A 23597-nucleotide genomic window follows, 5' to 3' on the forward strand; every position below is an offset into this window, starting at 1 on the left:
CTTAATTCGGGGCTGTCTGAGATGCATGCAAAAAATATCTTGCAACCGGTTGCAAAGAGAATCATTCTGGCACCCGAAAATTAAGGATTCGGGAGAACTGCATGCTGAGGATTGGATTGCTTGGGGCTGGGCGCATTGGTCGTGTTCATGCAAAGGCCATCACTGCACATCCCCAAAGCCAGCTATGCGCTGTATCGGATGCCATTGAGGATGCGGCTCAGGGTTTGGCTGCGAAAAGCGGAGCTGAGGCGCGGCCTTCCGAAGAAATCATCGCGGACCCTTCGATTGATGCCGTTCTAATTGCCACGCCAACAGACACCCATTCCGATCTGATCGAGGCGGCGACTCAGGCTGGCAAAGCGGTTTTGTGTGAAAAACCAGTCGATCTGGACCTTGACCGTGCTGTCGCCTGCCAGAAATCCGCAGCCGCCAACGGTCAGCCTGTGATGATTGGCTTTAACCGGCGGTTCGACCCGAACTTTTCGGCGCTAAAAGCCGCAGCGGATGCCGGCGAGATCGGGACACCCGAAATGCTGTCGATCACGTCCTTTGATCCGGCACCTCCGCCGGTCAGCTATATCAAGGTGTCCGGTGGGTTGTTCCGGGACATGATGATCCACGACTTTGATATGGCCAACTATCTGATGGGGCAGTTGCCCAAGGTCATTTCAGCGGTGGGAACATCTATCGTCGATCCTGAAATCGGGGCCGCCGGAGACGTTGATACAGCTGTTGTTACAATGACTTACGATGATGGGCGGATCGCGGTCATAAAGAACTCGCGGCGTGCGGTCTATGGATATGACCAGCGTGTTGAGATGTTGGGATCCGAGGGCCTCCTGCAGGCTCAGAACATGCTGGAAAACACCGTAGTCAAATCGACAGCGGACGGCGTTGTCGGCGCGAAACCGACCTACTTTTTCCTTGAGCGCTATATGCCCGCATATCAGGCGGAATGGGATGCGTTTGTTCAGGCCACTCTGTCTGGATCTTCCCTGCCTGTGACACTGGAAGACGGTGTTGCCGCATTGGCCATGGCCGAGGCCGCGACGCGTTCCGCACAGACCGGTCAACCGGTCGCGATGTCCGAAATTTTGAAACCGGTTGCAAAATGATTGGATATCCGGAAACTGAATTAGACCCCGTTTTGGTGCGGGGCCGCAGAGATTCGGCTTGGCCGAATGCTTGGGGTTGAAACCCCGACACGAAGAAAAATTTGTTCCAATGGGAGGAAACCAAATGAACAAGTTCGTTAAAGGTGCATTGGCCGCTGGCGCACTGGCGCTCGCAACGCCGGCCTTCGCGCAGGAAATTGTTGTCGTTTCGCACGGCCAGGCCAATGACGCATTCTGGAACGTGGTAAAGAACGGTGTCGAGCAGGCCGGTAAGGACGTCGGTGTAAACGTCGAATACCGCGCGCCCGAGACTTTCGACATGGTTGCCATGTCGCAGCTGATTGATGCTGCCGTGAACCAGGAACCCGATGGTCTGATCGTTTCGATCCCGGATGCGGACGCGCTTGGCCCGTCAATCGAACGCGCCGTCGCAGCGGGTATTCCGGTAATCTCGATCAACTCGGGTTCGGACGTGTCAAAAGATCTGGGTGCTTTGCTGCACGTGGGACAGGATGAGTTCGACGCGGGCAAGGCAGCCGGTGCAGAGCTTGCCTCGATGGGCGGCAGCACCGCGATCTGTGTGAACCACGAAGTAGGCAACGTAGCCCTTGACCTGCGTTGCGCGGGCTTTGCCGAAGGTTTCGGTGGAAACGTCGAAGTGCTGCCAACTTCGAACGATCCGTCGGAAATTGAGTCCAAAGTTGCTGCTGCTCTGGCTGCGAACGAAGCCATCGACACCGTCATGGCACTGGGCGCCAGCTCGGCCGGTGAGCCTGCTGTAGCAGCAGTCAAAGGTTCGGGCCGCGACGTGAATGTTGCCTCCTTCGACCTGTCGGCCAACTTCCTGCAGTCGATCGCGGATGGCGACGCAGCCTTTGCAATCGACCAGCAGCAGTATCTGCAGGGTTACCTGTCGGTGAACTTCATGGGTCTGCACGCCAAATACGGCCTGATGCCGGGCGGCAATGTACCTTCGGGTCCGAACCTGATCACGCAGGACAAAGCAGCTCAGGTGATCGAGCTGTCCTCGCAGGGCATCCGTTGATCAACACCAACACCTGAACAAACGGGGCGGCGCACCAGCGCCGTTCCCACCGAATGGGAGGTAACGATGAGTGATTCAGCTCAACTCGCAGGGGATGAAAGGGTCAAGAAAGAGCCTTTCCTGACCAAGCTCATGAAACGGCCCGAGCTTGGCGCCATGGCCGGAGTGGTTCTGGTCGTCATCTTCTTCGCCCTTACGGCGGATGACTCGATGTTTACCCTTGCCGGGATCATGAATTTCATGACGCCTGCGGCGCAGCTGGGCATTCTGGCAATCGGCGCGGCGCTGCTGATGATAGGGGGTGAGTTCGACCTGTCCATCGGTTCGATGGTGGCGTTCTCTGGCCTGTTCTTCGGCGTCTGCGTGGTGACATGGCAATTGCCACTGATCGTCGCGATCCCCATGACATTTGTTTTTGCGGCTTTCGTCGGCGCGATCAACGGCACGATCGTGATCCGCTCGGGCCTGCCATCCTTTATCGTCACGCTGGCGTTCCTGTTCATCCTGCGCGGTCTGTCGCTGGTGGGCCTGAAGGCAGCTACCGGCGGGTCGACACAGTTGCGTGGCGTCCGTGACGCGGTCGAAAACGATTGGCTGTCGCCGATGTTCTCAGGTGAAGCATTTGGCAGCCTGTTCGCATGGCTCGCCGCAAACGGAATGATCGATACATTCAAAAGCGGCGCACCCAAAGTGCCGGGTATCCCGGTGGAAATTTTGTGGTTTGTCGTGCTGGCGCTGGCGGCAACATATGTGTTGCTGCGTACCCCTGCAGGGAACTGGATTTTCGCCTCGGGCGGTGACAAGACCGCCGCATCAAACTCGGGCGTCCCGGTGAACCGCGTCAAGATCTCGCTGTTCATGCTGACTGCCTGCTGTGCTGCTTTGGTTGCCATCATCACAGTGATGGATGCTGGATCAACCGATGCCCGCCGTGGCTTCCAGAAAGAATTCGAAGCGATCATCGCCGCTGTTATCGGAGGGTGTCTGCTGACCGGCGGCTATGGCTCAGCCATCGGTGCATTCTTCGGCTCAATCATCTTTGGCATGGTTGTTATCGGCCTGACCTATACTGATTTCGATCAGGACTGGTTCCAGGTTTTCCTGGGCGCGATGCTGCTGATTGCCGTTCTGTTCAACAACGCGATCCGTAAACGCGTAACGGGAGAGCGCTGATATGACCGAGGATACCAAATTCCATCACGGGGACTCCGCCACTGACGCCGCTCCGATCGTCGAGATGAAAGACATCGAAAAGCACTTCGGCAACATCATCGCTCTGGCTGGTGTCAGTTTTGATGTGAAGCCGGGTGAATGTCACTGTCTGCTGGGCGACAACGGTGCGGGCAAATCCACCTTCATCAAGACCATGTCCGGGGTTCATAAACCCACCAAAGGCGAGATCTTGTTCGAAGGCAAACCTTTGCACTTCGACACGCCCAGAGATGCCATGGAAGCAGGCATTGCGACCGTGTTTCAGGATCTGGCGATGATCCCGCTGATGAGCGTTACGCGCAACTTCTTCATGGGGCGCGAACCTACCAAAGGCAGGGGGTTGCTAAAAAGGTTTGATGTCGAACAGGCAAACGATGTCTGCATGGAAGAGATGCGCAAGATGGGCATCAACCTGCGCGGCCCCGATCAGGCTGTCGGTACGCTGTCAGGCGGCGAGCGCCAAACCGTTGCGATCGCACGGGCGGTATATTTCGGTGCCAAGATTCTGATCCTCGACGAACCGACCTCGGCTCTTGGCGTGCGTCAGACTTCGAACGTACTGGCAACCATTGATCGCGTGCGCAGTCAGGGCGTGGGTGTGGTGTTCATTAGCCACAACGTTCGCCATGCACTGGCTGTGGGTGACCGCTTTACCGTGCTGAACCGGGGAAAAACGCTTGGTACGGCCCGACGCGGTGAGATCACGCCCGAAGAGCTGCAGGACCTGATGGCGGGTGGTCAGGAAATGGCCGAGCTTGAAGGTTCGCTGGGCGGCACGGTTTAACTTAGGATATTCCGGGTGCCCCAATAGGGGCATCCGAAAGGGAAGGTGGCACCGGACGCCACACTGATTGCAGGCTCGGCAAAAAAGCCTGACACTTTCGCAAATGTGACAACCAACGGAAGGCCGATGGCGGCTTCGTGTTGAAAGGGATCGTGATGAGCAAGACAGTCCGACTGACCGCGGCGCAGGCTCTGGTGCGTTATTTGGGGGCGCAGATGAACGAGGCCGGAGAGCCGTTTATCGCAGGCGTCTGGGCCATCTTTGGACACGGTAACGTGGCCGGTCTGGGTGAGGCGCTGCACGCCGTGAAAGACAGTTTGCCAACCTATCGGGGACATAACGAGCAGACCATGGCGCATTCTGCGATCGCTTATGCCAAGCAGATGGGTCGCAGCCGCGCAATGGCCGTGACATCTTCAATCGGGCCTGGCGCGACCAACATGGTTACTGCAGCTGCTCTGGCGCATGTTAACCGCCTGCCGGTTCTGCTGCTGCCGGGTGATGTGTTCGCAACACGCGGTCCGGACCCGGTGTTACAACAGATCGAAGATTTCGGCGACGGAACCGTAAGTGCAAATGACTGCTTCCGTCCCGTCAGCCGGTATTTTGACCGGATCAGCCGCCCCGAACATCTGTTGACGGCATTGCCGCGCGCATTCCGTACCATGACTGACCCTGCCGATTGCGGGCCCGTGACGCTGGCCTTCTGTCAGGATGTGCAGGCCGAGGCATATGACTATCCCGAAAGCTTCTTTGAGCCCCGCGTGTGGCACCAGCGCCGTATTCGTCCGGACGAAGGTGAGCTTGCGCGTGCCGTCGAAGCGATTAAGGCCGCCAAACGTCCGGTAATCGTAGCCGGAGGCGGGGTGCACTATTCGGATGCTACTGCCGCATTGCAAAGCTTTGCCGAAACCCACAATGTGCCTGTCGCAGAAACGCAGGCTGGCAAGTCATCTCTTGCGTGGGATCATCCCCTTAATCTTGGCCCTGTTGGCGTAACTGGCGGAGAGCCTGCGAATGCCGTGTGTGCCGAGGCCGATCTGGTGTTGGGTGTAGGCACGCGACTTCAGGATTTCACCACAGGGTCCTGGGGTCTGTTCTCAAACCCTGAACGCAAAATGGTCTGTCTGAACACCGCTGCGTATGATGCCGAAAAGCATGGTGCCATGCCGCTGCAATCGGACGCGCGTGTTGGCTTGGGCGAATTGGGAACCGGTTTGGGCGATTATCAGGCACCGTCGGTGTCAAATACGCTGAAATCCGATTGGTTCGAAAAGGTGGATGCGCTTACTGATGCACCCGCCGATAGCAATGCGTTGCCGACAGATATGCAGGTTGTGGGCGCGGTTCAACGAACCTCGAACGACGACACAGTTGTGATGTGCGCAGCCGGCACGATGCCCGGAGAGCTTCATAAGCTTTGGAAGGCACCGCGCCCTGGTGCTTATCACATGGAATACGGCTTTAGCTGCATGGGTTATGAGATTGCAGGCGCCATGGGCATCAAGATGGCCCAGCCGGATCGCGATGTGATCTGCTTTACGGGTGATGGCACCTACATGATGGCCAATTCGGAAATGGCGACGGCCGCCATGATGGGCGTGTCCTTTACCGTAGTCATCACTGACAACCGTGGCTTTGGCTGCATCAACCGCTTGCAGATGGGCACAGGCGGAGCAGAGTTTAACAACCTGCTGGATCACGCGGTTCATGAGTCGCCTTCAGCGATTGATTTTGCCGCCCACTCGGCCTCGATGGGTGCGACATCGGTCAAGGTCAGCTCAATCGCCGAACTCGAAGAGGCACTGGCAAAACGGGCCGAAATCAAGGGACCTTATGTGGTTGTCATCGATACAGATCCCTATCCATCGACCGAATATGGCGGAACGTGGTGGGAAGTGGCAGTGCCCGAAGTCAGCATTCGTCCCGAAGTGAATGAAAAACGCGTGGCCTATGAAGCCGCCATCAAGGAAAGAAACACGAAATGAGCGTGAAAATCGGGATTTCTCCGATCGCATGGCAAAATGACGATCTGCCGGACCTGACAGCCGCCTATACCATGGAGCAGGCGCTGAGAGAGGCGCGCGAGATCGGATATATCGGCGTCGAACGCGGGCAGCGGATGCCTGGCGATACCGAAGGTCTGCGTGCTTATCTCGAGGGGAACAACATCGCACTCTGTGGCGGCTGGTGTTCGGGCGCGTCTCTGGTCAACGACTTTGCAACCGAACGCGAGGCGGTGCGGGAACAGGTCGAGCAGTTTGTGGCGTTGAACAGCCCGTGTGTCGTCTACGCCGAATGCTCGAACACAGTGCAGGGGCAGATCGGGACGCCGGTCAATGACCGGCCAAAGCTGACCAAAGACGAGGTGATGGCCTACGGTGCAAAGATCACCGAGCTGGCCAAATGGATGGCGGATCAGGGCATGACAATGGCCTATCACCATCACATGGGCACGATCATCGAAAGCGAAGATGACGTGAACTGGCTGATGGAAGGATCAGGGCCCGAAGTGAAGTTGTGCTTTGATACCGGCCACCTGTTGTTTGGTGGCGGCGATGTGATGGCCACGCTGAACCGCTGGGGCGATCGTGTGCACCATGTGCATTTCAAAGATATCCGCCCGGCGGTGGTGCAGGATACACGTGAGAATAATCGTAGCTTCCTGGATGCTGTGATTGCCGGTGCATTTACGGTGCCAAGCGATGGCTGCATCGATTTCCAAGCGGTCGCGAATGCGCTCAAAACCATGGACTACGAAGGCTGGATTGTGGTCGAGGCAGAACAGGACCCAGCCAAGGCACCACCATATGAGTACTCCAAGAAGGGCTTTGACCACATTGTCGAAGTCTGCGGTCAGGCAGGATTGGAGATCAACGCGTAACAACCCGCCCTTCGGGGCAACACCGAAGCCATGAAAGAGGAGAAAAATCATGGTGCATCAAGAACTCGGTTTCGTCGGCTATTTCGACCGGGAATCCTGTGATCTGGATGAATTCAAGGTGTTGACCTCGCAGAACCTGTTGGCCGAGGCGGTGCCGCATGCCGCCTCGATCGAAAAAAACGTTCCAATCTATGACATGCATAAGCTGCGACCCACGCTTGAGGATTCCATCAAGCGCAAGGCTCTGTTGGCCGAGTGGGGGCATGTTCTGGATAAATCGGTCGGGGTGATTGTCCTGAAAGGGGCGTTTGCCGATACCTCGGTGATCGACCGGGCCACGGCTGTCTTTCGGCAGATCATAGAGGAAGAGCGTCAAGGCAGTGGCGGTGAGGGCGATCACTTTGCTGCGTCCGGGGCCAATGACCGGATTTGGAATGCGCTGCAGAAACTGTGCCTGCGCGACCCTGAAGGCTTTGCGCTCTATTTTGGGAACACGGCGATAGCGGCGGCGTGTGAAGCGTGGTTGGGACCAAACTATCAGGTCACGGCGCAAATCAATCAGGTGCGCCCCGGAGGCAAGGCCCAGCAGGCGCATCGTGACTACCATTTGGGATTCCAAAGCGCCGATAGCGCGGCGCGCTATCCGGTTCACGCCCATCTGGTGACAGCAACGCTGACATTGCAGGGGGCCGTGGCTCATTGCGATATGCCGGTTGAAAGTGGTCCCACCAAGCTGTTGCCGTTTTCACAGCTTTATGCACCGGGATACGTTGCCTTCCATGATGAGGCCCATCGAGCCTATTTCGAGGAAAGCTACATCCAGTTGCCGTTGGAGAAGGGCGATGCAGTGTTCTTCAACCCGGCACTGTTCCATGCGGCAGGGGAAAACAGCAGCGCAGATATTCACCGAATGGCGAACTTGCTGCAGATCTCCTCGGCTTTTGGCCGCGCGATGGAGGCCATCGACAGACGATCCATGTCCGAGGCGGTGTTCCCGTCTTTGATCGCTCTGAAACAACGGGGCGATCTGACGGCAGCGGAACTGGACGCGGCCATAGCGGCCACGGCAGAGGGATACCCCTTCCCAACCAACCTGGATACTGACCCGCCTGTGGGAGGTAACGCACCGGAAAGCCAGGCGGATATCCTGCGACGCGCGGTTTCCGAAGGCTGGACTGAGGCGCAACTGTCCGAGGTTTTTGCTGCGCTGCAATCCCGGCAGGCTGCATGAAGCATTATTGGCGGGTATCCAATGCCCGCCTTTTAAGGAGATACAAATATGGCAGACCTGCTCAAGAAACCCTTTGGCACCCGAGGCAAGGTGCACGACATCACCCCAGCCAGTGCCGGGTGGCGATATGTGGGTTTCGGGCTCTACCATTTGAAGGCGGGGGACCGGGCAGCCGAGGTAACCGGAGACCGCGAAGTCATCCTTGTGATGGTTGAAGGCAAGGCGCGCATTACCGGAGCGGATCAGGATTGGGGCGTGTTGGGCGACCGGATGAACGTTTTTGAAAAGACCCCACCTCATTGCCTCTATCTGCCGAACGGAACCGAATGGAAGGCCGTGGCCGAAACCGATTGCGTGATTGCCGTGTGTTCGGCGCCCGGCAAAGGAGGTCACGAGGCCCGGCGGATCGGCCCGGACGGGATCACGCTGACTGAACGCGGCAAGGGTGTGAACACCCGCTATATCAATAACATCGCGATGGAGGCTGAGGACTACGCCGACAGCCTGCTTGTGACCGAAGTGTTCACGCCAAACGGGCACTGGTCGTCATACCCCAGCCACCGTCATGACGAAGACGACTATCCGCGCATCACTTATCTTGAAGAGACGTATTATCATCGCCTGAATCCGGCCAATGGGTTCGGTATTCAGCGGGTTTATACGGATGACGGCCAACTAGACGAAACCATGGCGGTGTCTGATGGCGATGTTGTGACCGTCCCGCGTGGCCATCACCCTTGCGGTGCACCTTATGGGTTTGAGATGTACTACCTGAACGTCATGGCCGGACCACTTCGGAAATGGCGCTTCGTTGCGGCCCCCGAGGTGGAATGGATCATGGAGCGTGACAGTTGACCCAAGCCTTTGCGAACTACCCAAGCCTGAACGGCAAGACCGTTTTTGTAACCGGAGGTGCGGCTGGGATCGGAGCAGACACTGTTCGCAGCTTTGCGGCGCAAGGCGCCAAGGTCGGCTTCCTGGATATCAACGCGGATGCCGGCCATGCGTTGCTGGCTGATTTGGAGGGAGAACATGTCTTTGCCCAATGCGACCTGCGCGATATCGAAGCCCTGCGGGATGCCTTTATCCAGTTGATTGAGGAACTGGGCAATGCCGATGTTCTGGTTAACAACGCCGCCCATGATGACCGCCATGACTGGCGTGAGGTCAGCCCCGAGTACTGGGACGAGCGTATGGCGACCAACATCCGCCACATGTTCTTCGCCATTCAGTCCGTCGCTCCGGGCATGATGGAAAAGGGCGGTGGATCAATCGTCAACATAGGCTCGAACTCTTGGTGGGAGGCGGGGGCAGGGTTTCCGGCTTATGCGACCGCGAAGTCGGCAGTTCACGGCCTGACCCGAACCATGGCGCGCGAGTTGGGGGATCACCGTATTCGCGTGAATACAGTCGTGCCCGGCTGGATCATGACCGAGCGCCAGAAGGAATTGTGGATCACACCTGAAGCTTTGGCCAAACAGATTGATCGCCAATGCATGCCGGATCCGATTGACCCGATTTATGTCGCCCGCATGGTGCTGTTTTTGTCCTCGGATGATGCAGCGATGTGCAGCGCCGGCAACTTCATGGTCGAAGCCGGTTCCATCTGAATTCGCACTACAACTCAAATAGGAGAGTGGGAATGTCCCAACCTTTCCAACTGGCGGCCTGCGCCGAAATGCTTTGGCTGGACAAACCCATGGATTGGCGTGCCGCCCGCCTGACCGAGATGGGGTTTGGTGTCGGGCTCTGGAACTGGCCTGATCTGGATCTTGCAAAACTCGAAGCTGTCGGCGCCAACTTCACCATCATGAACGGCTATCTCGAGGGGCGTCTGGCGGATGATGAGGGTGCAGAGATGCTGCTTCGTTCAGCACGGGAAACAGCGCAGATCGGCAAGCGGCTGAATGTAGATAGATTGAACCTGCATGGCACCGGGCTTGGCGATGGTGGCATTCCGATCTGGCAGCATGATGTCGTGAGCGGAGACATGTGGCTCAAGGCGCGTGATACTCTGAACCGCATCAGCGATCTGGCCGAGGAGGAAGGTGTGATATTCACGCTGGAAAACCTCAATCTGCTGGACCATCCCGGTTGCCCGTTTGGGTCCACGGCTGATGTGCTTGCATTGGTGTCTTCGGTCGATCGACCACAACTACGCATCAATCTCGATCTCTATCACACGCAGATCGGTGAGGGGGATCTGATCCGGTGGTGCGATAAGTGCCTGCCATGGATCGGTGAAATACAGGTGGCGGATAATCCGGGCCGCTGTGAACCCGGATCGGGCGAGATCAATTATAAGACGGTCGCAAAGGCGCTTTATGAACTCGAATATCGCGGTCCGGTGGGTATGGAGGCCTTTGCTTCGGGCGATCCGGAAGCGGCCCTAGAGGCATTCCGGACCGCATTCACTGTCTGACCTGAAGGGGCGCCTACCTCTGGGGTGGCGCTCCGAAGGCACGGATCACGGTGCGGGCGGCGGCCTCGACCGGATCAATAGTCTCTTTCAGGATCGTCACTCGATCAAAGCGATCGGGATCGCGGTTTGCCGCTTCGCGTAGGGCAGCACCGAATGCCATGCGCAACTCAGTCCCGATATTGAACTTGCAGATCGAGGTCTCGCGTGCCAGTCGGCTGCGTTGTTCTACCGGCACGCCAGATCCGCCATGAATGACCAGGGGTACGTCGGTCACAGCATCGATCTGTGTGATGCGTGCCTCGTCCAGCCCACCTTCCTTGTTTTCCTGCAGGTGAACATTGCCGACCGAGATGGCCATCGCATCCACACCGCTTTCGCGGGCGAATTTAGCTGCCTCGTCAGGATCGGTACCGTTGGACCCTTCACCGCCGGAATAGCCGACAAAGCCTATCTCACCCTCACAGGAAATGCCCGCCGCATGCGCCATTTCCGCGATGGCTGCGGTTTCATCGATGTTCTGTTGCAGCGGTTTTCTGGAGCCGTCGAACATCAGCGACGTGAACCCGCTGTCGAGCGCGATTTTGCAGTCTTCGAACGTGTAGCCATGATCCAGATGCGCTACGACCGGGACGGATGCGTTTTCGGCCAGATGCCGGAACATTTTGCCTAAAATCGGCAACGGAGTATGCTCGCGGCAGCTGGGTCCCGCTTGCAGGATCACGGGTGCGTTTTCGGCTTCGGCAGCGGCCACATAGGCGCGCATGTCTTCCCAACCCAAAGTCACAAGACCGCCAATGGCGTAGCCCTGTTCATAAGCCGGTTTCAGAACGTCTGAGAGTGTGACAAGGGTCATTTGAACTTTGCAATCATGTCTTTGATGCCGGGGATCGTTTCGATCTGATAGGCATGGGTGGGCTGGAAATACTGGACCAGTGAACGCTGGCTCAGGCCGCCGAGAATGGTGAAATAGTACATCTCGTACCCCGGCAGAACGCAGCAAGGGTGATAGCCTTTGTCGATGCAGATCGTTGAGCCGTCGACGATATGATAAGCATCCCCCGGCTCATTGTCTTCACGCTGCAACATCTGCAGGCCAGACCCCCAATTGGGTTTGAAGCGAAAGTTGTAGGTCTCGTCGTGCCGGGTTTCATCCGGCAGGCGGTTGGTGTCGTGCTTATGGCTGGGAAAACCGGACCAGCCGCCCTGACCAACTGTGAACAACTCACTGACCAGCAGCCGGCCGACCTTGTCGTGCTGTTTCTGACCGAGGATGTGCTTGATCTTGCGATGGGTCTTGGTGTCGTCGCTGCCGTATTGAACAAGGTCATGTTCGCGCACATCAAAGGGTACGAGCACCTTGTCGTACTTTGCACCCGCGATGAAAACCTCGGTTTCATCGGACACGCAGACCAGCCGAACCTTTGCGCCGACTGGCACGTAAACACCCTCCGGGTCGCCATCCCAGACGTCTTCGCCCCGCTTGCCCAGTTTGGCAAACTGAACGCCTTCGACGTCAACATCGACACTGCCGGTGGCGGGAACGATGCAGGTCTCATAACCCGGTACCTGATACTCGAACGCCTCGCCGTTTTTTAGTTTGACGATGTTGAAGTAGTTCAGCGGCACCGTTGGGTCATCCGCATCGACGATTGGTTTGTTCTGATTGTCATATGGCGCGATATGCATGGTTGTCTCCTATGGGGCCGCTGTGGGGCCCGGGTGGGACGCAAGAAATTCGTTCAGCTCTGGGGTTGTCGGCATGGCCGGGGCGCAGCCGGGTTGTGACACAACGATCGAGGCACAGGCAGATCCACGCATGACCGCGTCCCGCAATGAATACCCAGCGGCGATCGAGGCCAACAGGCCTGCCATGAAACTGTCGCCTGCCCCGTTGGGTTTCACGGCGGTTACGGGGTAGATCCCAGTGTGAATATCCTCACCGTCGAGCAGTGTGATGGCACCTTTTTCACCCATCTTGTAGATGACGATCCGCCCGGGTTTCTGGGCCAGTTCCTTGGCCTTTTCAAATCCTCTTTCAATGCCGCCGGCCATAAACCCAAACTCTTCATCATTTCCGACGATCAGATCGCTTGCTTCACCAGCGCGCGACAGGACGTCTGCGGCAACCTCGGGCGAGGGCCAGCTGTAGGGTCGGTAATCAATGTCAAAGATAACTGGCAGTCCGGCGTTGCGTGCATTGTCGATCGCCCGAAACGTAGCGCTGCGCGAAGGTTCGGCCGCAAAGACTGTTCCGGCCGAGATCAGCGCGGTAAACTTGCCGTAGTCGACCTGGTCCATGTCATCTTCGGTGACCTGAAAATCAACCGCGCCATTGCGGTAGATGACATTCTGAAAGTCCTCCAGCGTGCTTTCATAGACCGCAAGCGACATACGGTATTCGCCGCCAACAACGCGGATATATGACGTATCCACACCGTAGTGGTTCAGTCGCTTCATGCAGAACCGACCGATGGCGTCATCTGCAATCGACGTGATCAGCGATGACTGACTGCCAAGCTTGACCAGCCCTGCACAGATATTCGCGGACGAACCCCCGAGATCGGCCCGAAAGGTATCAGCGTCTTCGCTTTTGACGCCAATGGGGTCAGCAAACAGGTCCATGCCTGCGCGTCCCAAAACAGCGAACCGGTTTCCTTTGATACCATCTATCAAAGCGCTCAAGTCATATCCTCCGGCAAAAAGGGGTCAGCAAAGTTTGGACCTTGCGTTGAATCGATTCACACGATACTGATTTTGCAACCGGTTGCAAATAATATGTTCGGAGCCGTGACAGATGCCTGAAATCGGAATTGGAATCGTAGGTGGCGGCTATATGGGCAAGGCCCATTCGGTTGCCATGTCGGCTGTAGGGGCCGTGTTCAACACCGTGCTGCGACCGCGGCTAGAGGTGATATGTGCCTCAAGCGCGGAAAGCGCGGAACGATACCGTCAGGCATACGGATTTCATCGTGCGACCGAGGATTGGCGGGTGCTGGTCAACGATCCCGCGGTTGAGGCCATCGTAATTGCCTCACCTCAATCGACCCACCGCCAGATTGCCGAAGCAGCCGTTGCGCTTGGTAAGCCGGTTTTGTGCGAAAAACCCCTTGGCGCGTCCCTTGATGATGGCCGGGCCATGGTTTTGGCCGCCGAAGCGGCTGGCGTAACCAATATGGTTGGTTTCAACTACGTTCGGACGCCCGCGACCCAATATGCACGTCAGCTCATTACGGATGGTGAACTGGGGGACATCACCTGGTTTCGAGGCGAGCACACCGAAGATTTCTATGCTGATCCGCAGGCCCCGGCCACGTGGCGAACCACAGGAATGGCGAACGGAACGATGGGCGACCTTGCCCCACATATGGTCAATGGTGCGCTGGCACTGATCGGGCCCATTGCTGCGGTCATGGCCGAAGTTGAAACCGTTCATCATACGCGCCCCGGCGGGGATGTGACCAATGACGACCACGCTCAGATCATGTGCCGCTTCGAAAACGGCGCGATGGGCAACATCTATGTAAGTCGTATCTCGACTGGCCGAAAGATGGGTTATGCCTATGAGATTTCGGGCACAAAAGGCGCCATTCGGTTTGATCAGGAAGACCAGAATGCCCTCTGGTACTATCGCCACGACGGGCCAGAGGCGACGCGAGGTTTCACCAAGATCCTGACCGGACCGGCACACCCGGATTACGAACCCTTCTGTCAGGGACCCGGGCACGGAACGGGATACCAGGACCAGATCATCATTGAGGCGAAGGACTTCCTTGAGGCCATTCACACCGGAAAGGCAATCTGGCCAACATTCCGGGATGGGCACGAAGTCAATCGGGTTCTGGCGGCAGCTCTGGCCTCGTCCGAGCAGCGCCAATGGCAGGAAATTGGCGATTTTTAGACGCTGAAACACAACGAGACTTCTGAAGAGAGACACGAACCATGGCAAAGCTGAAATGGGGCATGATCGGTGGTGGCGAAGGCAGCCAAATCGGGCCCGCACACCGTCTGGGCGCATTGGCTGACGGGATGTTCGAATTTACCGCTGGCGCATTGGATCACCGCCCTGACGTTGGTCGCGAATATGCCCAACGATTGGGTGTCGCCGCCGATCGCGCCTATAGTGACTGGCGCGAGATGTTGGCAGGGGAAAAGGATCGCGCAGACCGGATTGATCTGGTGACTATCGCGACACCGAACTCGACCCACTTTGAGATCGCGAAAGCCTTCCTCGAAGCCGGGTTCAATGTGTTGTGCGAAAAGCCGATGACCATGACAGTGGAAGAGGGGGAAGAGATCGTCCGCGTGGCCGAAGCGTCCGGCAAGATCTGCGCGGTGAACTATTGCTATTCCGCCTATCCCATGGTGCGGCAGGCCCGTGCAATGGTCCGGGCGGGCGACATCGGTAAGGTGCGTCTGGTCGTGACCAACTTCAGCCACGGGCATCATGGGGATGCTACTGACGCGGATAACCCGCGTGTTCGCTGGCGCTATGATCCTGCGATGGCGGGCGTATCGGGTCAGTTCGCCGATTGCGGTATTCATGCACTGCACATGGCCAGTTTCATTTGCGATGACGAGGTGAAAAACCTGTCTGCCGATCTGGCCTCCACCATCTCGAGTCGCGAGCTTGAAGATGATGCGATGATCAATTTCCGGATGGAGGGCGGAACTGTCGGACGCCTTTGGACCTCATCCGTTGCCATCGGGCGACAGCATGGGTTCGACATTCAGGTGTTTGGCGAAACAGGTGGGTTGCGTTGGGCATCGGAACAACCCAACCAGCTGATTTACACACCTGTTGGAGGCCGGACTCAGATCATTGAAAAGGGCGAAGGCGGATTGCATGACGAGGTTCAGCGACTCTCACGCGTAGCGATCGCGCATCCCGAAGGGTTTCCGCTGGCCGTTGCGAACATCTATTGCGATCTGGCCGATGCGATTCAGGGTGAGCACCGCGACGGCTTGCCAAATGCATCAGACGGCGTTCGGTCTATTGCAGCGGTCCACGCAGCGGTGGCCTCTGGCCGGGAGGACGGCGCGTGGAAAGACGCGCGCCCACCGATGTTTCGATGATCAGGGGCGGGGCCGTAGTGTGCCCCGCTCAATCACCCGGCACGGGAAAATTCGGGCCTCTGGATAGCGCTGGGGCTCTTTTAGCATTTCCTCAACCAGATCCACAGACGACGTGATGATCTGTTTGATCGGTTGGTGGATTGTGGTCAGATCGACGCTTTCCCAGCGCGACATTTCCATGTCATTCAGGCCGATGATCCCGATGTCCTTGCCGGGATTCAACCCGTGATCTGACAATGCCGACAGCGCTCCGATCGACAGGATATCGTCGCCGCAGAAATACGCCTCGGCAGGTGAGCCCTCCAGCAATCGCAGCATCTCGGCTCGTCCCGCTTCAAACGAATACGCCCCTGCAAAACAATACGTTACGTCAATATCCGGGTGGTTGCTGAGTTCTTCCATGAACCCACGATGCCGGTCCAGCGCCGAGGTCGCATCTTTGGGACCACCTAAATATCCAACGCGCTGGTATCCCCTTGCCAAAAGCTCTCGTGCGGCCATGCGACCGCATTCGACGTTATCGATCCCGACGACATGGACCTCAGGCGAGGTGGCGGAACGGCCGAAAGTATGAACCACGGGCACGCCTGCATCATGAAAGGCTTTGGCAAAGCTGGGGGGCAGGGTTGAGGACGCGACGATCGCCGCATCAACTGAATACTGCCTCAGCATTCTGACGGAATTTGCTGGCTCAGTCTCATCAGTCAGGTTCACGATCAATGGGCGCAGGCCGCGTTCCTGCAGTGCACGGGTAAATTGATCAAAGACCTCAAGGAAAATCGGGTTGTGAAAGTTGTTCGAAATCAGCCCAATCAACTTGGTTCGACCGGTTGTCAGGGACGAAGCCAGCGCATTCGGACTGTAGCCCAGTGCCTGCGCTGCTTTTTCAACCTTGCTGCGGGTTTTAGCGGAAACGGATGCGCCTTCGGTAAAGGTGCGTGAGACGGCTGATCGGGACACGCCTGCAAGCGCTGCGACCTCTTTCAGGGTTACACTCATCGCTGGCGGCTCCGGCCACGGATTTCTGGGGTATTCACCGGGATATTCATAGCGGCTCCACTATGCACTATTGCAAGAAACTTGCAATCGGTTGCAAAAACTGCGCTGATAATCCTGCTGTTTCAGTGTCTGTGCTGCAATGCATACCGGTTAGCGGTCTGGTCGCAACTGTCCTGCCAACTTTGCCGACGCCCAATAGACTGACGTGAATTTTGGTTTCGCGGGAGATCACCAGACACACGACAGGCAGCACTAGTTCAAGGTTATCATGGGAGCCCACTGCGGATTAACATGGTGACAAAGAACAATATGAAAGGCAGCGGCGCTTATCCTGACCCAAACTCAATCAGGCAATTCTCTAGAATTAGACCAAGGGCATCATCAACTCTCGAAGCGTTCAAGTGAAGCCGAACTGGTTGTGTCTCTGACGATGCATTCCAGATCGCAACAAATTCTGAACGGCTCCGGTGTATCTGATGTGATGTAGCTGGTGAATTTTTTACCTGCCAACGTCCCAATCGTCTCCGCAGGTATACGGATTGTCGTCAGACCAGGTTCAATATCCGCCGATCCTTTGAAATCTCCGATACCGATGATCGAAATGTCCTGAGGGATGTTTAGGCTAAGCTTCTGCGCAGCATAAAGCGCGCCCTGAGCGATGACGTCATTGCCACAGAGCAGCGCAGTTGGAAGCGGGGGGTCAGCCAGCAACTCCAGTGCTGCCTGCTTTGCCTGCGACACGCTGTAAGGCGCTTCGGATTTACGGTTGTCTGGGATCGTGATCCCGTGACTGCCGAGATAGTCAACAACGGCAGTAAGGCGGTGACGCGCGCGGTCATTTCCCTGCGTGTCTGGGAAAATCAAACCAACATCCCGATGACCAAGCGAAATCAGGTGCTCTGCTGCCTGACGCCCCGCAAGATGATTGTCAGCCCCGACGCAAGGTAGTTCTGAATCTTCAGCATAATTCCAGATCGCCAGCGCAGGGATTTTCTGCTGGTCGATCAGGCGTCGGGTTGCTTCGGAATGCTCCAGCCCGACCAACGCCACGCCATCCACACGATGTTCCAGAAACTTGCGGACCATCGCGTATTCCCGATCGAGGTCATAGCCATGTGATGCCAGCAAAAGGCTGAATCCGGCCCGGTCGATTGAGTCCGAAAATGCCTGAATGACTTCGGCAAAAATGGCATGATTGATCGTAGGCACGACAAGGCCAATTGTACCGGACCGCTTACCATGCATCGTTTGGGCCGCGCGGTTGCGGATATAGCCCAGTCTTTGCACTGCCCTGCTGATCTTTTTCCGAGTCGCCGGACTCACTAGATCAGGGTGATTGAAGGTGCGAGATACTGTGGACGGGGATACCTTTGCGGCCTTTGCTACAGCAACAATATCTACCTTACCTTTTTGATAATCAGGCATAAATTCCTCCTTCACGGTCGAATTTATGAAAACATTTGCAATACTATTTTCATTCCCTAACCTGATTTGTCAACAAACAGAAAAGTGCACGATCTGACGGGTTGGGAGGCCCTGAATGGAATTCATTTACTACTTCGGAGATGTGTTCACGCCGCTGTCGTTCCTGCTGCTTCTGGGCGGCACGATCGGAGGGCTGATCCTAGGTGCGACCCCAGGCCTGTCACCGACAATGGCAGTCGCCTTGCTGATCCCGTTCACCTTTCAGCTCGAGGCCGCTCAGGGCCTGATCTTGTTGGGTGCTGCCTATACCTCAACCGTTGCTGGTGGGGCCGTTAGTGCCATTCTACTGAAGATCCCCGGCGCCCCGGCCAATATCGCCACCACGCTGGACGGCCACACCATGGCCAAACAAGGTCAGGGTGCCCGGGCACTGCAACTTTCGTTTCTGGCCTCGGCGGTCGGTGGCATCTTTGGTGTGCTGTTGCTGATCTTCCTCACACCGGTTCTGGCCCAATGGGCGCTGGCCTTTGGTCCGTCGCATCTGTTCTGGCTGGCCATACTCGGCGTCACGGTGATCGGCACGCTGGATTCTGCGTCAGTGGTCAAGGGCTTGCTGTCGGGCTGTATCGGGTTGTGGCTGGCCACCATCGGTTTCGACGACATCATGGGCGCGCAGCGGTTCATTTTTCACCCAGCTTTGGGTGGCGGTATTAACATCATCGCTGCGCTGATCGGTCTGTTTGCGATCCCTCAGGTTCTGACCATGTTCGCAAAGGGCCGCCACAACACCGGGGCCGAGGTCATCGAGGTACAGCGCCACTCGATAACGGCTGCGTTCAGAGAATTATTCAGCCGCACCCGCGCGCTGAGCATCGGTACGCTGACCGGATCTATCATTGGCCTTATTCCGGGCGTTGGCGGGCAGATTGCGGGCCTTGTTGCCTATGACCAGACCAAGAAGTTTTCATCCGAGAAGGACAAGTTCGGCACCGGCCATTCCGAGGGCGTGATTGCTGCGGAATCCGCCAATAACGCCATGGTCGGCCCGTCGCTGGTCCCGCTGCTGACGCTGTCGATTCCTGGCAGCCCGACCGCCGCCGTTTTGCTTGGCGGGTTGCTGATCCACGGGATCTTCCCGGGTTCAGACCTGTTCGACAATCACCCGGATGTGGCTTGGACCTTCATCAACTCGATGCTGATCGGGCAGGTGCTGATGTGTATCTTCGGCCTTTATGTTGCCGGGCTGGCTGCGCGGGTTGCGCAGGTCCCGCAATCAGTGATGGCAGCCATCGTTCTGGCTCTGTCAGTTTTCGGAGCCTACTCGGTTCAGGGCTCGATGGGGGACGTCTATGTCATGGCCTGCCTCGGCATCGGAATGTTCTTTTTGGAGCGGTTCGGATTTTCTGCTGCACCGCTGGTGCTGGGTTTGATCCTTGGGCCGATTGCTGAAGCCAACTTCATTCAGGGCGGGATGATAGCTGACGCGACTGTCGGCAAGGCCTCATACTTCCTGACAGGGGGCTTGAATCTGTTCCTGATCGCGGTGGTTCTGGCCTCGATTATGTACTCGGTTTGGATGGAACTGCGCAGCCGACGTTACACCACCAAAGAGGAGGCGCAGGCATGAACCGAACACAACATATCTTTGGTTCGGGCCTGGTCTTTGCCGTTGGGCTATGGGTCACATGGGTCAGCTATACCCAGCAACCGGCTGAGGCTTTTCTGTTCCCCCGTCTGATCGCAACTGTCTTTGTGGTTCTGGCCGGGTGGACGTTTGGCAAGGCGATCATGGGTTTGTCCAAAGTCGGCAGCGGTGTGACACGCACAATGTTCATCAACATGCTGCCGGGGTTGGTCATCACCCTGATCTACGTGTTTTGGGCCGCAAAGACGCTGGGTTTCTACACCGCAACAACCATCGCCTTCTTCATCCTGCTGTCGATCTACGACCCCGCACCGCATTCCGAGGTCAAAAGCTGGATCAAACGCGGGATCATCACGGCGGTCTTCGTGGCGGTGATGTACGGGCTCTTTGCCATGCTTCTGAACGTCTACACACCAAGGGAAATTCTGTTCTGACCGCGCCAGCGCGGGTGAACCAAATCAGGGAGGAAACGTAAAATGAAACGACTGATTGCAGGGGCAGCAATAGCCCTTATGAGCCTGACAGGTGCCGCTTTGGCCGAGGAATATCCTGAACGACCACTGATGATGATGGTCAGCTATGGTGCCGGTGGGGCGACTGACTTTCAGGCAAGGATCGTCACCATGACCGCCGGAAACGAGGATGCTTTGGGAATGCCCATCGCCATCATCAACAAGCCCGGAGCAGGTGGGCGTGTGGGATGGAACTGGTTCGCCACGCAGGCTGACCCGGACGGGTACACTCTGGCCGCTTACAATGTACCGCATTTCATCGCGCAGTCGATCAAAGGCGGTGTCGAATACTCGACTGACAGCTTTGAACCCATTGCCAATTGGGGCGCAGACCCGGCCGTGTTTGTCGTGGGCGCGGACAGCCCGTTTAATTCGATGGAAGATGTTGTTGCCTATGCCAAAGAAAATCCCGGCAAGCTAACCGTATCTGGTGCAGGTCTTTTCGTGGGCCACCACATCGCTGCGTTGCAGATCGACAAGGCCGCGGGAACCAAGATGGCCTATATTCCGACCAAAGGCGGTGGAGCAGCAGCCATGAAGGCCGTCATCGCCGGTGAAGTCATGGGCGGCATCAACAACTTGTCCGATGCCTTCCGCGCACAAGAAGCCGGTAACGTCAAAATCCTTGGCGTTGCTGATCTGGAGCGCAACGCGTTCCTGCCGGATGTGCCGACCATGATGGAACAGGGTTTGGACGTGGACAACTCGTCGGTCAACTTCCGGGGTGTGATGGTGCCCAAAGGAACACCTCCCGAGGTGATCGAGAAACTCTCAGTGACTGTTCCCGAGATGTTCGCCAATTCCCGAGTCGCCAAGAAGATGGAGGCGGGCGGTTCACCCATGCACATCATGACACGTGACGAAGTGATCGAGATGTGGGCGCAGCGCCAGCAAACCCTGAATGAATTGCTGGCAGGTCTCTGAAAGACCGAAATCGGGGCGGGATCAATCCGCCCCGGACAACCAATCGAGGATCAAGATGAACGCTCCGAACGACATAGCCCCTGAGATTGCGGAAATTGACCGGATCGTGGCGGAGGCCCGCCAAGCCCAGATCGCTTTTGAGGCATCGGGCAGTCAGGCTCTCTATGACAAGGCGGCACTTGCAGCAGGCTGGGCGATCATGGAGCCCGCTCGAAACCAGATGCTTGCTGAACTGGCGGTGGAGACGACCGGTCTGGGCAACGTGCCAGACAAGATCACCAAGAACCACCGCAAGACGCTGGGCTTGCTGCGCGACATTGCTGAGGCAAAGACACACGGCGTCATCAGTGACGATCCTGAAACGGGAATTACCGAGATTGCCCGGCCCATCGGGGTCATCGGAGCGGTCGTACCCTCAACCAACCCTGCCGCGACGCCGGCGAATAACATCATCAACGCGCTAAAGGGCGGCAACGCAATCATCGTTGCCCCGTCACCTAAGGGGGTCGCCTCATGTGAACTGCTGCTGAGCTACATCCATGCCGAATTCGACAAGTTGGGTTTGGATCGGAATTTGGTCCAGATGATCCCTGCGCCGGGTTCAAAGGCAAAAACCCAAAGATTGATGGAAGCATGCGACCGGGTGATCTGCACCGGAAGCCAGAACAACGTACACCGCGCGCAATCTTGCGGCACACCCGCCGTCGCTGTTGGCGCGGGCAATGTGACCGTGATTGTGGATGAAACCGCCGATCTGGCGGGCGCGGCGGCCAAAATCACGGCATCCAAGTGTTTTGACAACGCAACCTCGTGTTCGTCCGAGAATGCGGTTGTCGTGGTAGATGCGGTCTATGACGACTTTGTTGCCGCGATGGCCGACGAGGGTGGAGCGTTAGTTCCGGCATCGGGCGCCGATGGTATCGTGGCACGGCTGTGGCCGGACGGACATCTCAACCGTTCGGCCATCGCACAGGACGCAGACAAGATGCTTGAAGCTCTGGGGATGGCTAACAAAGTTCCCGGTGACACCAGATTTCTGGCGGTAGAGACCGATGGGATTGGACCGGATCACCCCCTGTCCGGAGAGAAGCTCAGCCGGGTTCTGGCACTGTACAGGGCACCGGATTTCGAAACAGCCAAGGCACTGGCCACGCGGATATTGGAGTATCAGGGGGCGGGTCATTCGGTTGGAATTCACACATCCGATGACAACCGCGCCGTGGAATTGGGGCGCGATCTTCCCACCTGCCGGGTGATTGTGAATCAAGCTCACACCTTTGCGACAGGTGGCAGTTTCACCAATGGGATGCCGTTTTCCCTATCCATGGGATGTGGCAGCTGGGGCGGAAACTCCATCGATACTAATCTGCATTGGAGACATTTCGTACAAACCACCAAAATCGTCCGCGAGATTGCGCCACGTGAACCGGATCTGGATGAGATATTCGGCCAGTACTGGGCGGAGGCCGGTCGATGAACGAGCCACCAAAGGGAACCGTCCGTGACTGGCTGGACCTGCGGGCCGGGCAGGGCGGAATAGGCTTTGTGTTTCCTGACGGGGCGCCAGACCTGAGTTGGTCAGAGCTGCGTGACACCGCTCGCCGTATAGCGACCATGCTGACCGAAATGGGAGTGGCAAAAGGGGAAAGCATCGCCATCCTGTATCCAAACAGCCGAGAGGCATTGGAGGTTCTTTTTGGTATTCTCTACGGCGGGTTCAGGGCGACCATGATCAATCTGGTCGCTGGCGACAGCGCGGTTTCGTATGCGCTTGAACACAGCGGCGCGCGATATGGATTTGTGCATCCGGGTCAAGCTGACCTGTTCGAGCGGACCGCAGATTCATCGACAATCACTGCATTGCAGATCCCAACCACCGAGCCAGCGGCGACTGCTCTACATGATGTATCAGCGGTCGATCATGCGCTGTTGATGTACACCTCGGGCACCACCGGGCGCCCGAAAGGGGTCGTGCACAGCCAGGAAAGCTTGTTAGCGGGTGGCTGGACGACAGCCATCGCCCACGAGTTGAGCGCAGCAGACCGCGGGTTCTGCGTTCTGCCGATCTATCATATCAACGGGCTTTGCGTGACCGTCATGGGTACACTCGTGTCCGGAGGTTCGCTGGCCATGTGTGAAAAATTTTCAGCGAGCCGTTTCTGGGGGAATCTTGGGCGGTCGCAGGCAACATGGTTCTCGGTTGTGCCCACAATCATATCGCACCTGTTGCATTCCGATATCGACCCCGATGACGAAACCCGCCAGCGCGTTCGCTTTGGCCGTTCGGCTTCGTCCGCATTGGCACCCGATGTCCAACAGGCATTTG

At 57.2% G+C, this 23597-nt stretch carries 22 protein-coding genes; 17 read left to right on the forward strand and 5 right to left on the reverse strand.

Annotation, left to right across the window (positions count from 1 at the left end; genetic code table 11):
- The first annotated feature begins 101 nt into the window (after nt 1-101).
- The 10 genes from iolG to ACR0IO_RS12785 all read left to right on the forward strand — a co-directional run bounded on the left by iolG (nt 102) and on the right by ACR0IO_RS12785 (nt 10693).
- Nucleotides 102-1115: an inositol 2-dehydrogenase gene (iolG, locus tag ACR0IO_RS12740; RefSeq protein ID WP_480742000.1), complete on the forward strand. Its 1014-nt coding sequence runs from the start codon at nt 102-104 to the stop codon at nt 1113-1115.
- A gap of 124 nt (nt 1116-1239) precedes the next feature.
- The gene (locus ACR0IO_RS12745; protein ID WP_155148560.1) at nt 1240-2160 is read left to right on the forward strand and encodes a sugar ABC transporter substrate-binding protein; all 921 of its coding nucleotides are present in this window, start codon (nt 1240-1242) and stop codon (nt 2158-2160) included.
- A 66-nt stretch (nt 2161-2226) separates the two neighbouring features.
- Nucleotides 2227-3333, forward strand: a complete 1107-nt coding sequence (locus tag ACR0IO_RS12750; protein ID WP_155148562.1) for an ABC transporter permease — start codon at nt 2227-2229, stop codon at nt 3331-3333.
- Nucleotide 3334: 1 nt separating this feature from the next.
- Nucleotides 3335-4156 carry an ATP-binding cassette domain-containing protein gene (locus ACR0IO_RS12755; protein ID WP_155148563.1) on the forward strand — a complete coding sequence of 274 codons (822 nt, stop codon included), beginning with the start codon at nt 3335-3337 and terminating at the stop codon, nt 4154-4156.
- Nucleotides 4157-4311: 155 nt separating this feature from the next.
- Nucleotides 4312-6144 carry a 3D-(3,5/4)-trihydroxycyclohexane-1,2-dione acylhydrolase (decyclizing) gene (iolD, locus tag ACR0IO_RS12760; protein WP_480742001.1) on the forward strand — a complete coding sequence of 611 codons (1833 nt, stop codon included), beginning with the start codon at nt 4312-4314 and terminating at the stop codon, nt 6142-6144.
- Complete coding sequence (gene iolE, locus ACR0IO_RS12765; RefSeq protein ID WP_480742002.1) at nt 6141-7040, forward strand: myo-inosose-2 dehydratase; 900 nt, start codon at nt 6141-6143, stop codon at nt 7038-7040. Before iolD ends, iolE begins: the two co-directional genes overlap by 4 nt.
- A 49-nt stretch (nt 7041-7089) precedes the next feature.
- Complete coding sequence (locus ACR0IO_RS12770) at nt 7090-8271, forward strand: phytanoyl-CoA dioxygenase family protein (RefSeq protein ID WP_480742003.1); 1182 nt, start codon at nt 7090-7092, stop codon at nt 8269-8271.
- A gap of 48 nt (nt 8272-8319) precedes the next feature.
- Nucleotides 8320-9126 (forward strand): 5-deoxy-glucuronate isomerase, encoded by an 807-nt coding sequence (iolB, locus tag ACR0IO_RS12775; protein ID WP_480742004.1) that lies wholly within the window; start codon nt 8320-8322, stop codon nt 9124-9126.
- Nucleotides 9123-9881 carry an SDR family NAD(P)-dependent oxidoreductase gene (locus ACR0IO_RS12780; protein WP_480742005.1) on the forward strand — a complete coding sequence of 253 codons (759 nt, stop codon included), beginning with the start codon at nt 9123-9125 and terminating at the stop codon, nt 9879-9881. Before iolB ends, ACR0IO_RS12780 begins: the two co-directional genes overlap by 4 nt.
- Nucleotides 9882-9913: 32 nt before the next feature.
- Nucleotides 9914-10693, forward strand: coding sequence for a TIM barrel protein (locus ACR0IO_RS12785; RefSeq protein WP_480742006.1), 780 nt, complete (start codon nt 9914-9916; stop codon nt 10691-10693).
- 13 nt (nt 10694-10706) lie between these two features.
- Here the strand turns inward: ACR0IO_RS12785 and ACR0IO_RS12790 are convergent, their stop codons facing one another.
- The 3 genes from ACR0IO_RS12790 to iolC are packed head-to-tail and all read right to left on the reverse strand — an operon-like array spanning nt 10707 to nt 13375.
- Entirely contained in the window at nt 10707-11546 is an 840-nt protein-coding gene (locus ACR0IO_RS12790; RefSeq protein WP_480742007.1) for a class II fructose-bisphosphate aldolase, read from the reverse strand.
- Nucleotides 11543-12379, reverse strand: a complete 837-nt coding sequence (locus tag ACR0IO_RS12795; protein WP_480742008.1) for a 5-deoxy-glucuronate isomerase — start codon at nt 12377-12379, stop codon at nt 11543-11545. Before ACR0IO_RS12795 ends, ACR0IO_RS12790 begins: the two co-directional genes overlap by 4 nt.
- Before the next feature lie 9 nt (nt 12380-12388).
- Nucleotides 12389-13375 carry a 5-dehydro-2-deoxygluconokinase gene (gene iolC / locus ACR0IO_RS12800; RefSeq protein ID WP_480742009.1) on the reverse strand — a complete coding sequence of 329 codons (987 nt, stop codon included), beginning with the start codon at nt 13373-13375 and terminating at the stop codon, nt 12389-12391.
- Nucleotides 13376-13487: 112 nt separating this feature from the next.
- Between iolC and ACR0IO_RS12805 the strand changes: the two genes are divergently transcribed.
- Nucleotides 13488-14591, forward strand: coding sequence for a Gfo/Idh/MocA family protein (locus ACR0IO_RS12805; RefSeq protein WP_480742010.1), 1104 nt, complete (start codon nt 13488-13490; stop codon nt 14589-14591).
- Between the two features lie 41 nt (nt 14592-14632).
- Complete coding sequence (locus tag ACR0IO_RS12810) at nt 14633-15766, forward strand: Gfo/Idh/MocA family protein (protein ID WP_155148585.1); 1134 nt, start codon at nt 14633-14635, stop codon at nt 15764-15766.
- Here ACR0IO_RS12810 and ACR0IO_RS12815 read toward each other — a convergent pair whose 3' ends face one another.
- Both ACR0IO_RS12815 and ACR0IO_RS12820 read right to left on the reverse strand, forming a co-directional pair.
- The gene (locus ACR0IO_RS12815; RefSeq protein WP_155148587.1) at nt 15767-16765 is read right to left on the reverse strand and encodes a LacI family DNA-binding transcriptional regulator; all 999 of its coding nucleotides are present in this window, start codon (nt 16763-16765) and stop codon (nt 15767-15769) included. It abuts the gene before it with no gap.
- Nucleotides 16766-17146: 381 nt separating this feature from the next.
- The gene (locus tag ACR0IO_RS12820; RefSeq protein ID WP_480742011.1) at nt 17147-18190 is read right to left on the reverse strand and encodes a LacI family DNA-binding transcriptional regulator; all 1044 of its coding nucleotides are present in this window, start codon (nt 18188-18190) and stop codon (nt 17147-17149) included.
- Between the two features lie 115 nt (nt 18191-18305).
- On the opposite strand from ACR0IO_RS12820, the gene ACR0IO_RS12825 reads away from it, so the two are divergent.
- From ACR0IO_RS12825 to ACR0IO_RS12845, 5 genes are all read left to right on the forward strand, one after another.
- Complete coding sequence (locus ACR0IO_RS12825; protein WP_155148591.1) at nt 18306-19817, forward strand: tripartite tricarboxylate transporter permease; 1512 nt, start codon at nt 18306-18308, stop codon at nt 19815-19817.
- The gene (locus ACR0IO_RS12830; RefSeq protein ID WP_155148593.1) at nt 19814-20269 is read left to right on the forward strand and encodes a tripartite tricarboxylate transporter TctB family protein; all 456 of its coding nucleotides are present in this window, start codon (nt 19814-19816) and stop codon (nt 20267-20269) included. The genes ACR0IO_RS12825 and ACR0IO_RS12830 overlap by 4 nt, the downstream gene beginning before the upstream one ends.
- A 42-nt stretch (nt 20270-20311) precedes the next feature.
- Nucleotides 20312-21271, forward strand: a complete 960-nt coding sequence (locus ACR0IO_RS12835; protein WP_480742012.1) for a Bug family tripartite tricarboxylate transporter substrate binding protein — start codon at nt 20312-20314, stop codon at nt 21269-21271.
- Between the two features lie 55 nt (nt 21272-21326).
- Entirely contained in the window at nt 21327-22748 is a 1422-nt protein-coding gene (sauS, locus tag ACR0IO_RS12840) for an acylating sulfoacetaldehyde dehydrogenase (RefSeq protein WP_480742013.1), read from the forward strand.
- A partial coding sequence (locus ACR0IO_RS12845; RefSeq protein WP_480742014.1) for a class I adenylate-forming enzyme family protein occupies nt 22745-23597 on the forward strand: 853 nt, incomplete at its 3' end. The genes sauS and ACR0IO_RS12845, both read left to right, overlap by 4 nt.

The sequence above is a fragment of the Ruegeria sp. CE12 genome (assembly GCF_056537525.1).

Bases quoted from the DNA above. Each gene is read 5' to 3' on its own strand.
- iolG (WP_480742000.1), top strand. From the start codon at position 102: ATGCTGAGGATTGGATTGCTTGGGGCTGGGCGCATTGGTCGTGTTCAT.
- ACR0IO_RS12745 (WP_155148560.1), top strand. From the start codon at position 1,240: ATGAACAAGTTCGTTAAAGGTGCATTGGCCGCTGGCGCACTGGCGCTC.
- ACR0IO_RS12750 (WP_155148562.1), top strand. From the start codon at position 2,227: ATGAGTGATTCAGCTCAACTCGCAGGGGATGAAAGGGTCAAGAAAGAG.
- ACR0IO_RS12755 (WP_155148563.1), top strand. From the start codon at position 3,335: ATGACCGAGGATACCAAATTCCATCACGGGGACTCCGCCACTGACGCC.
- iolD (WP_480742001.1), top strand. From the start codon at position 4,312: ATGAGCAAGACAGTCCGACTGACCGCGGCGCAGGCTCTGGTGCGTTAT.
- iolE (WP_480742002.1), top strand. From the start codon at position 6,141: ATGAGCGTGAAAATCGGGATTTCTCCGATCGCATGGCAAAATGACGAT.
- ACR0IO_RS12770 (WP_480742003.1), top strand. From the start codon at position 7,090: ATGGTGCATCAAGAACTCGGTTTCGTCGGCTATTTCGACCGGGAATCC.
- iolB (WP_480742004.1), top strand. From the start codon at position 8,320: ATGGCAGACCTGCTCAAGAAACCCTTTGGCACCCGAGGCAAGGTGCAC.
- ACR0IO_RS12785 (WP_480742006.1), top strand. From the start codon at position 9,914: ATGTCCCAACCTTTCCAACTGGCGGCCTGCGCCGAAATGCTTTGGCTG.
- ACR0IO_RS12790 (WP_480742007.1), bottom strand. From the start codon at position 11,546: ATGACCCTTGTCACACTCTCAGACGTTCTGAAACCGGCTTATGAACAG.
- ACR0IO_RS12795 (WP_480742008.1), bottom strand. From the start codon at position 12,379: ATGCATATCGCGCCATATGACAATCAGAACAAACCAATCGTCGATGCG.
- ACR0IO_RS12805 (WP_480742010.1), top strand. From the start codon at position 13,488: ATGCCTGAAATCGGAATTGGAATCGTAGGTGGCGGCTATATGGGCAAG.
- ACR0IO_RS12810 (WP_155148585.1), top strand. From the start codon at position 14,633: ATGGCAAAGCTGAAATGGGGCATGATCGGTGGTGGCGAAGGCAGCCAA.
- ACR0IO_RS12815 (WP_155148587.1), bottom strand. From the start codon at position 16,765: ATGAGTGTAACCCTGAAAGAGGTCGCAGCGCTTGCAGGCGTGTCCCGA.
- ACR0IO_RS12820 (WP_480742011.1), bottom strand. From the start codon at position 18,190: ATGCCTGATTATCAAAAAGGTAAGGTAGATATTGTTGCTGTAGCAAAG.
- ACR0IO_RS12825 (WP_155148591.1), top strand. From the start codon at position 18,306: ATGGAATTCATTTACTACTTCGGAGATGTGTTCACGCCGCTGTCGTTC.
- ACR0IO_RS12830 (WP_155148593.1), top strand. From the start codon at position 19,814: ATGAACCGAACACAACATATCTTTGGTTCGGGCCTGGTCTTTGCCGTT.
- ACR0IO_RS12835 (WP_480742012.1), top strand. From the start codon at position 20,312: ATGAAACGACTGATTGCAGGGGCAGCAATAGCCCTTATGAGCCTGACA.
- sauS (WP_480742013.1), top strand. From the start codon at position 21,327: ATGAACGCTCCGAACGACATAGCCCCTGAGATTGCGGAAATTGACCGG.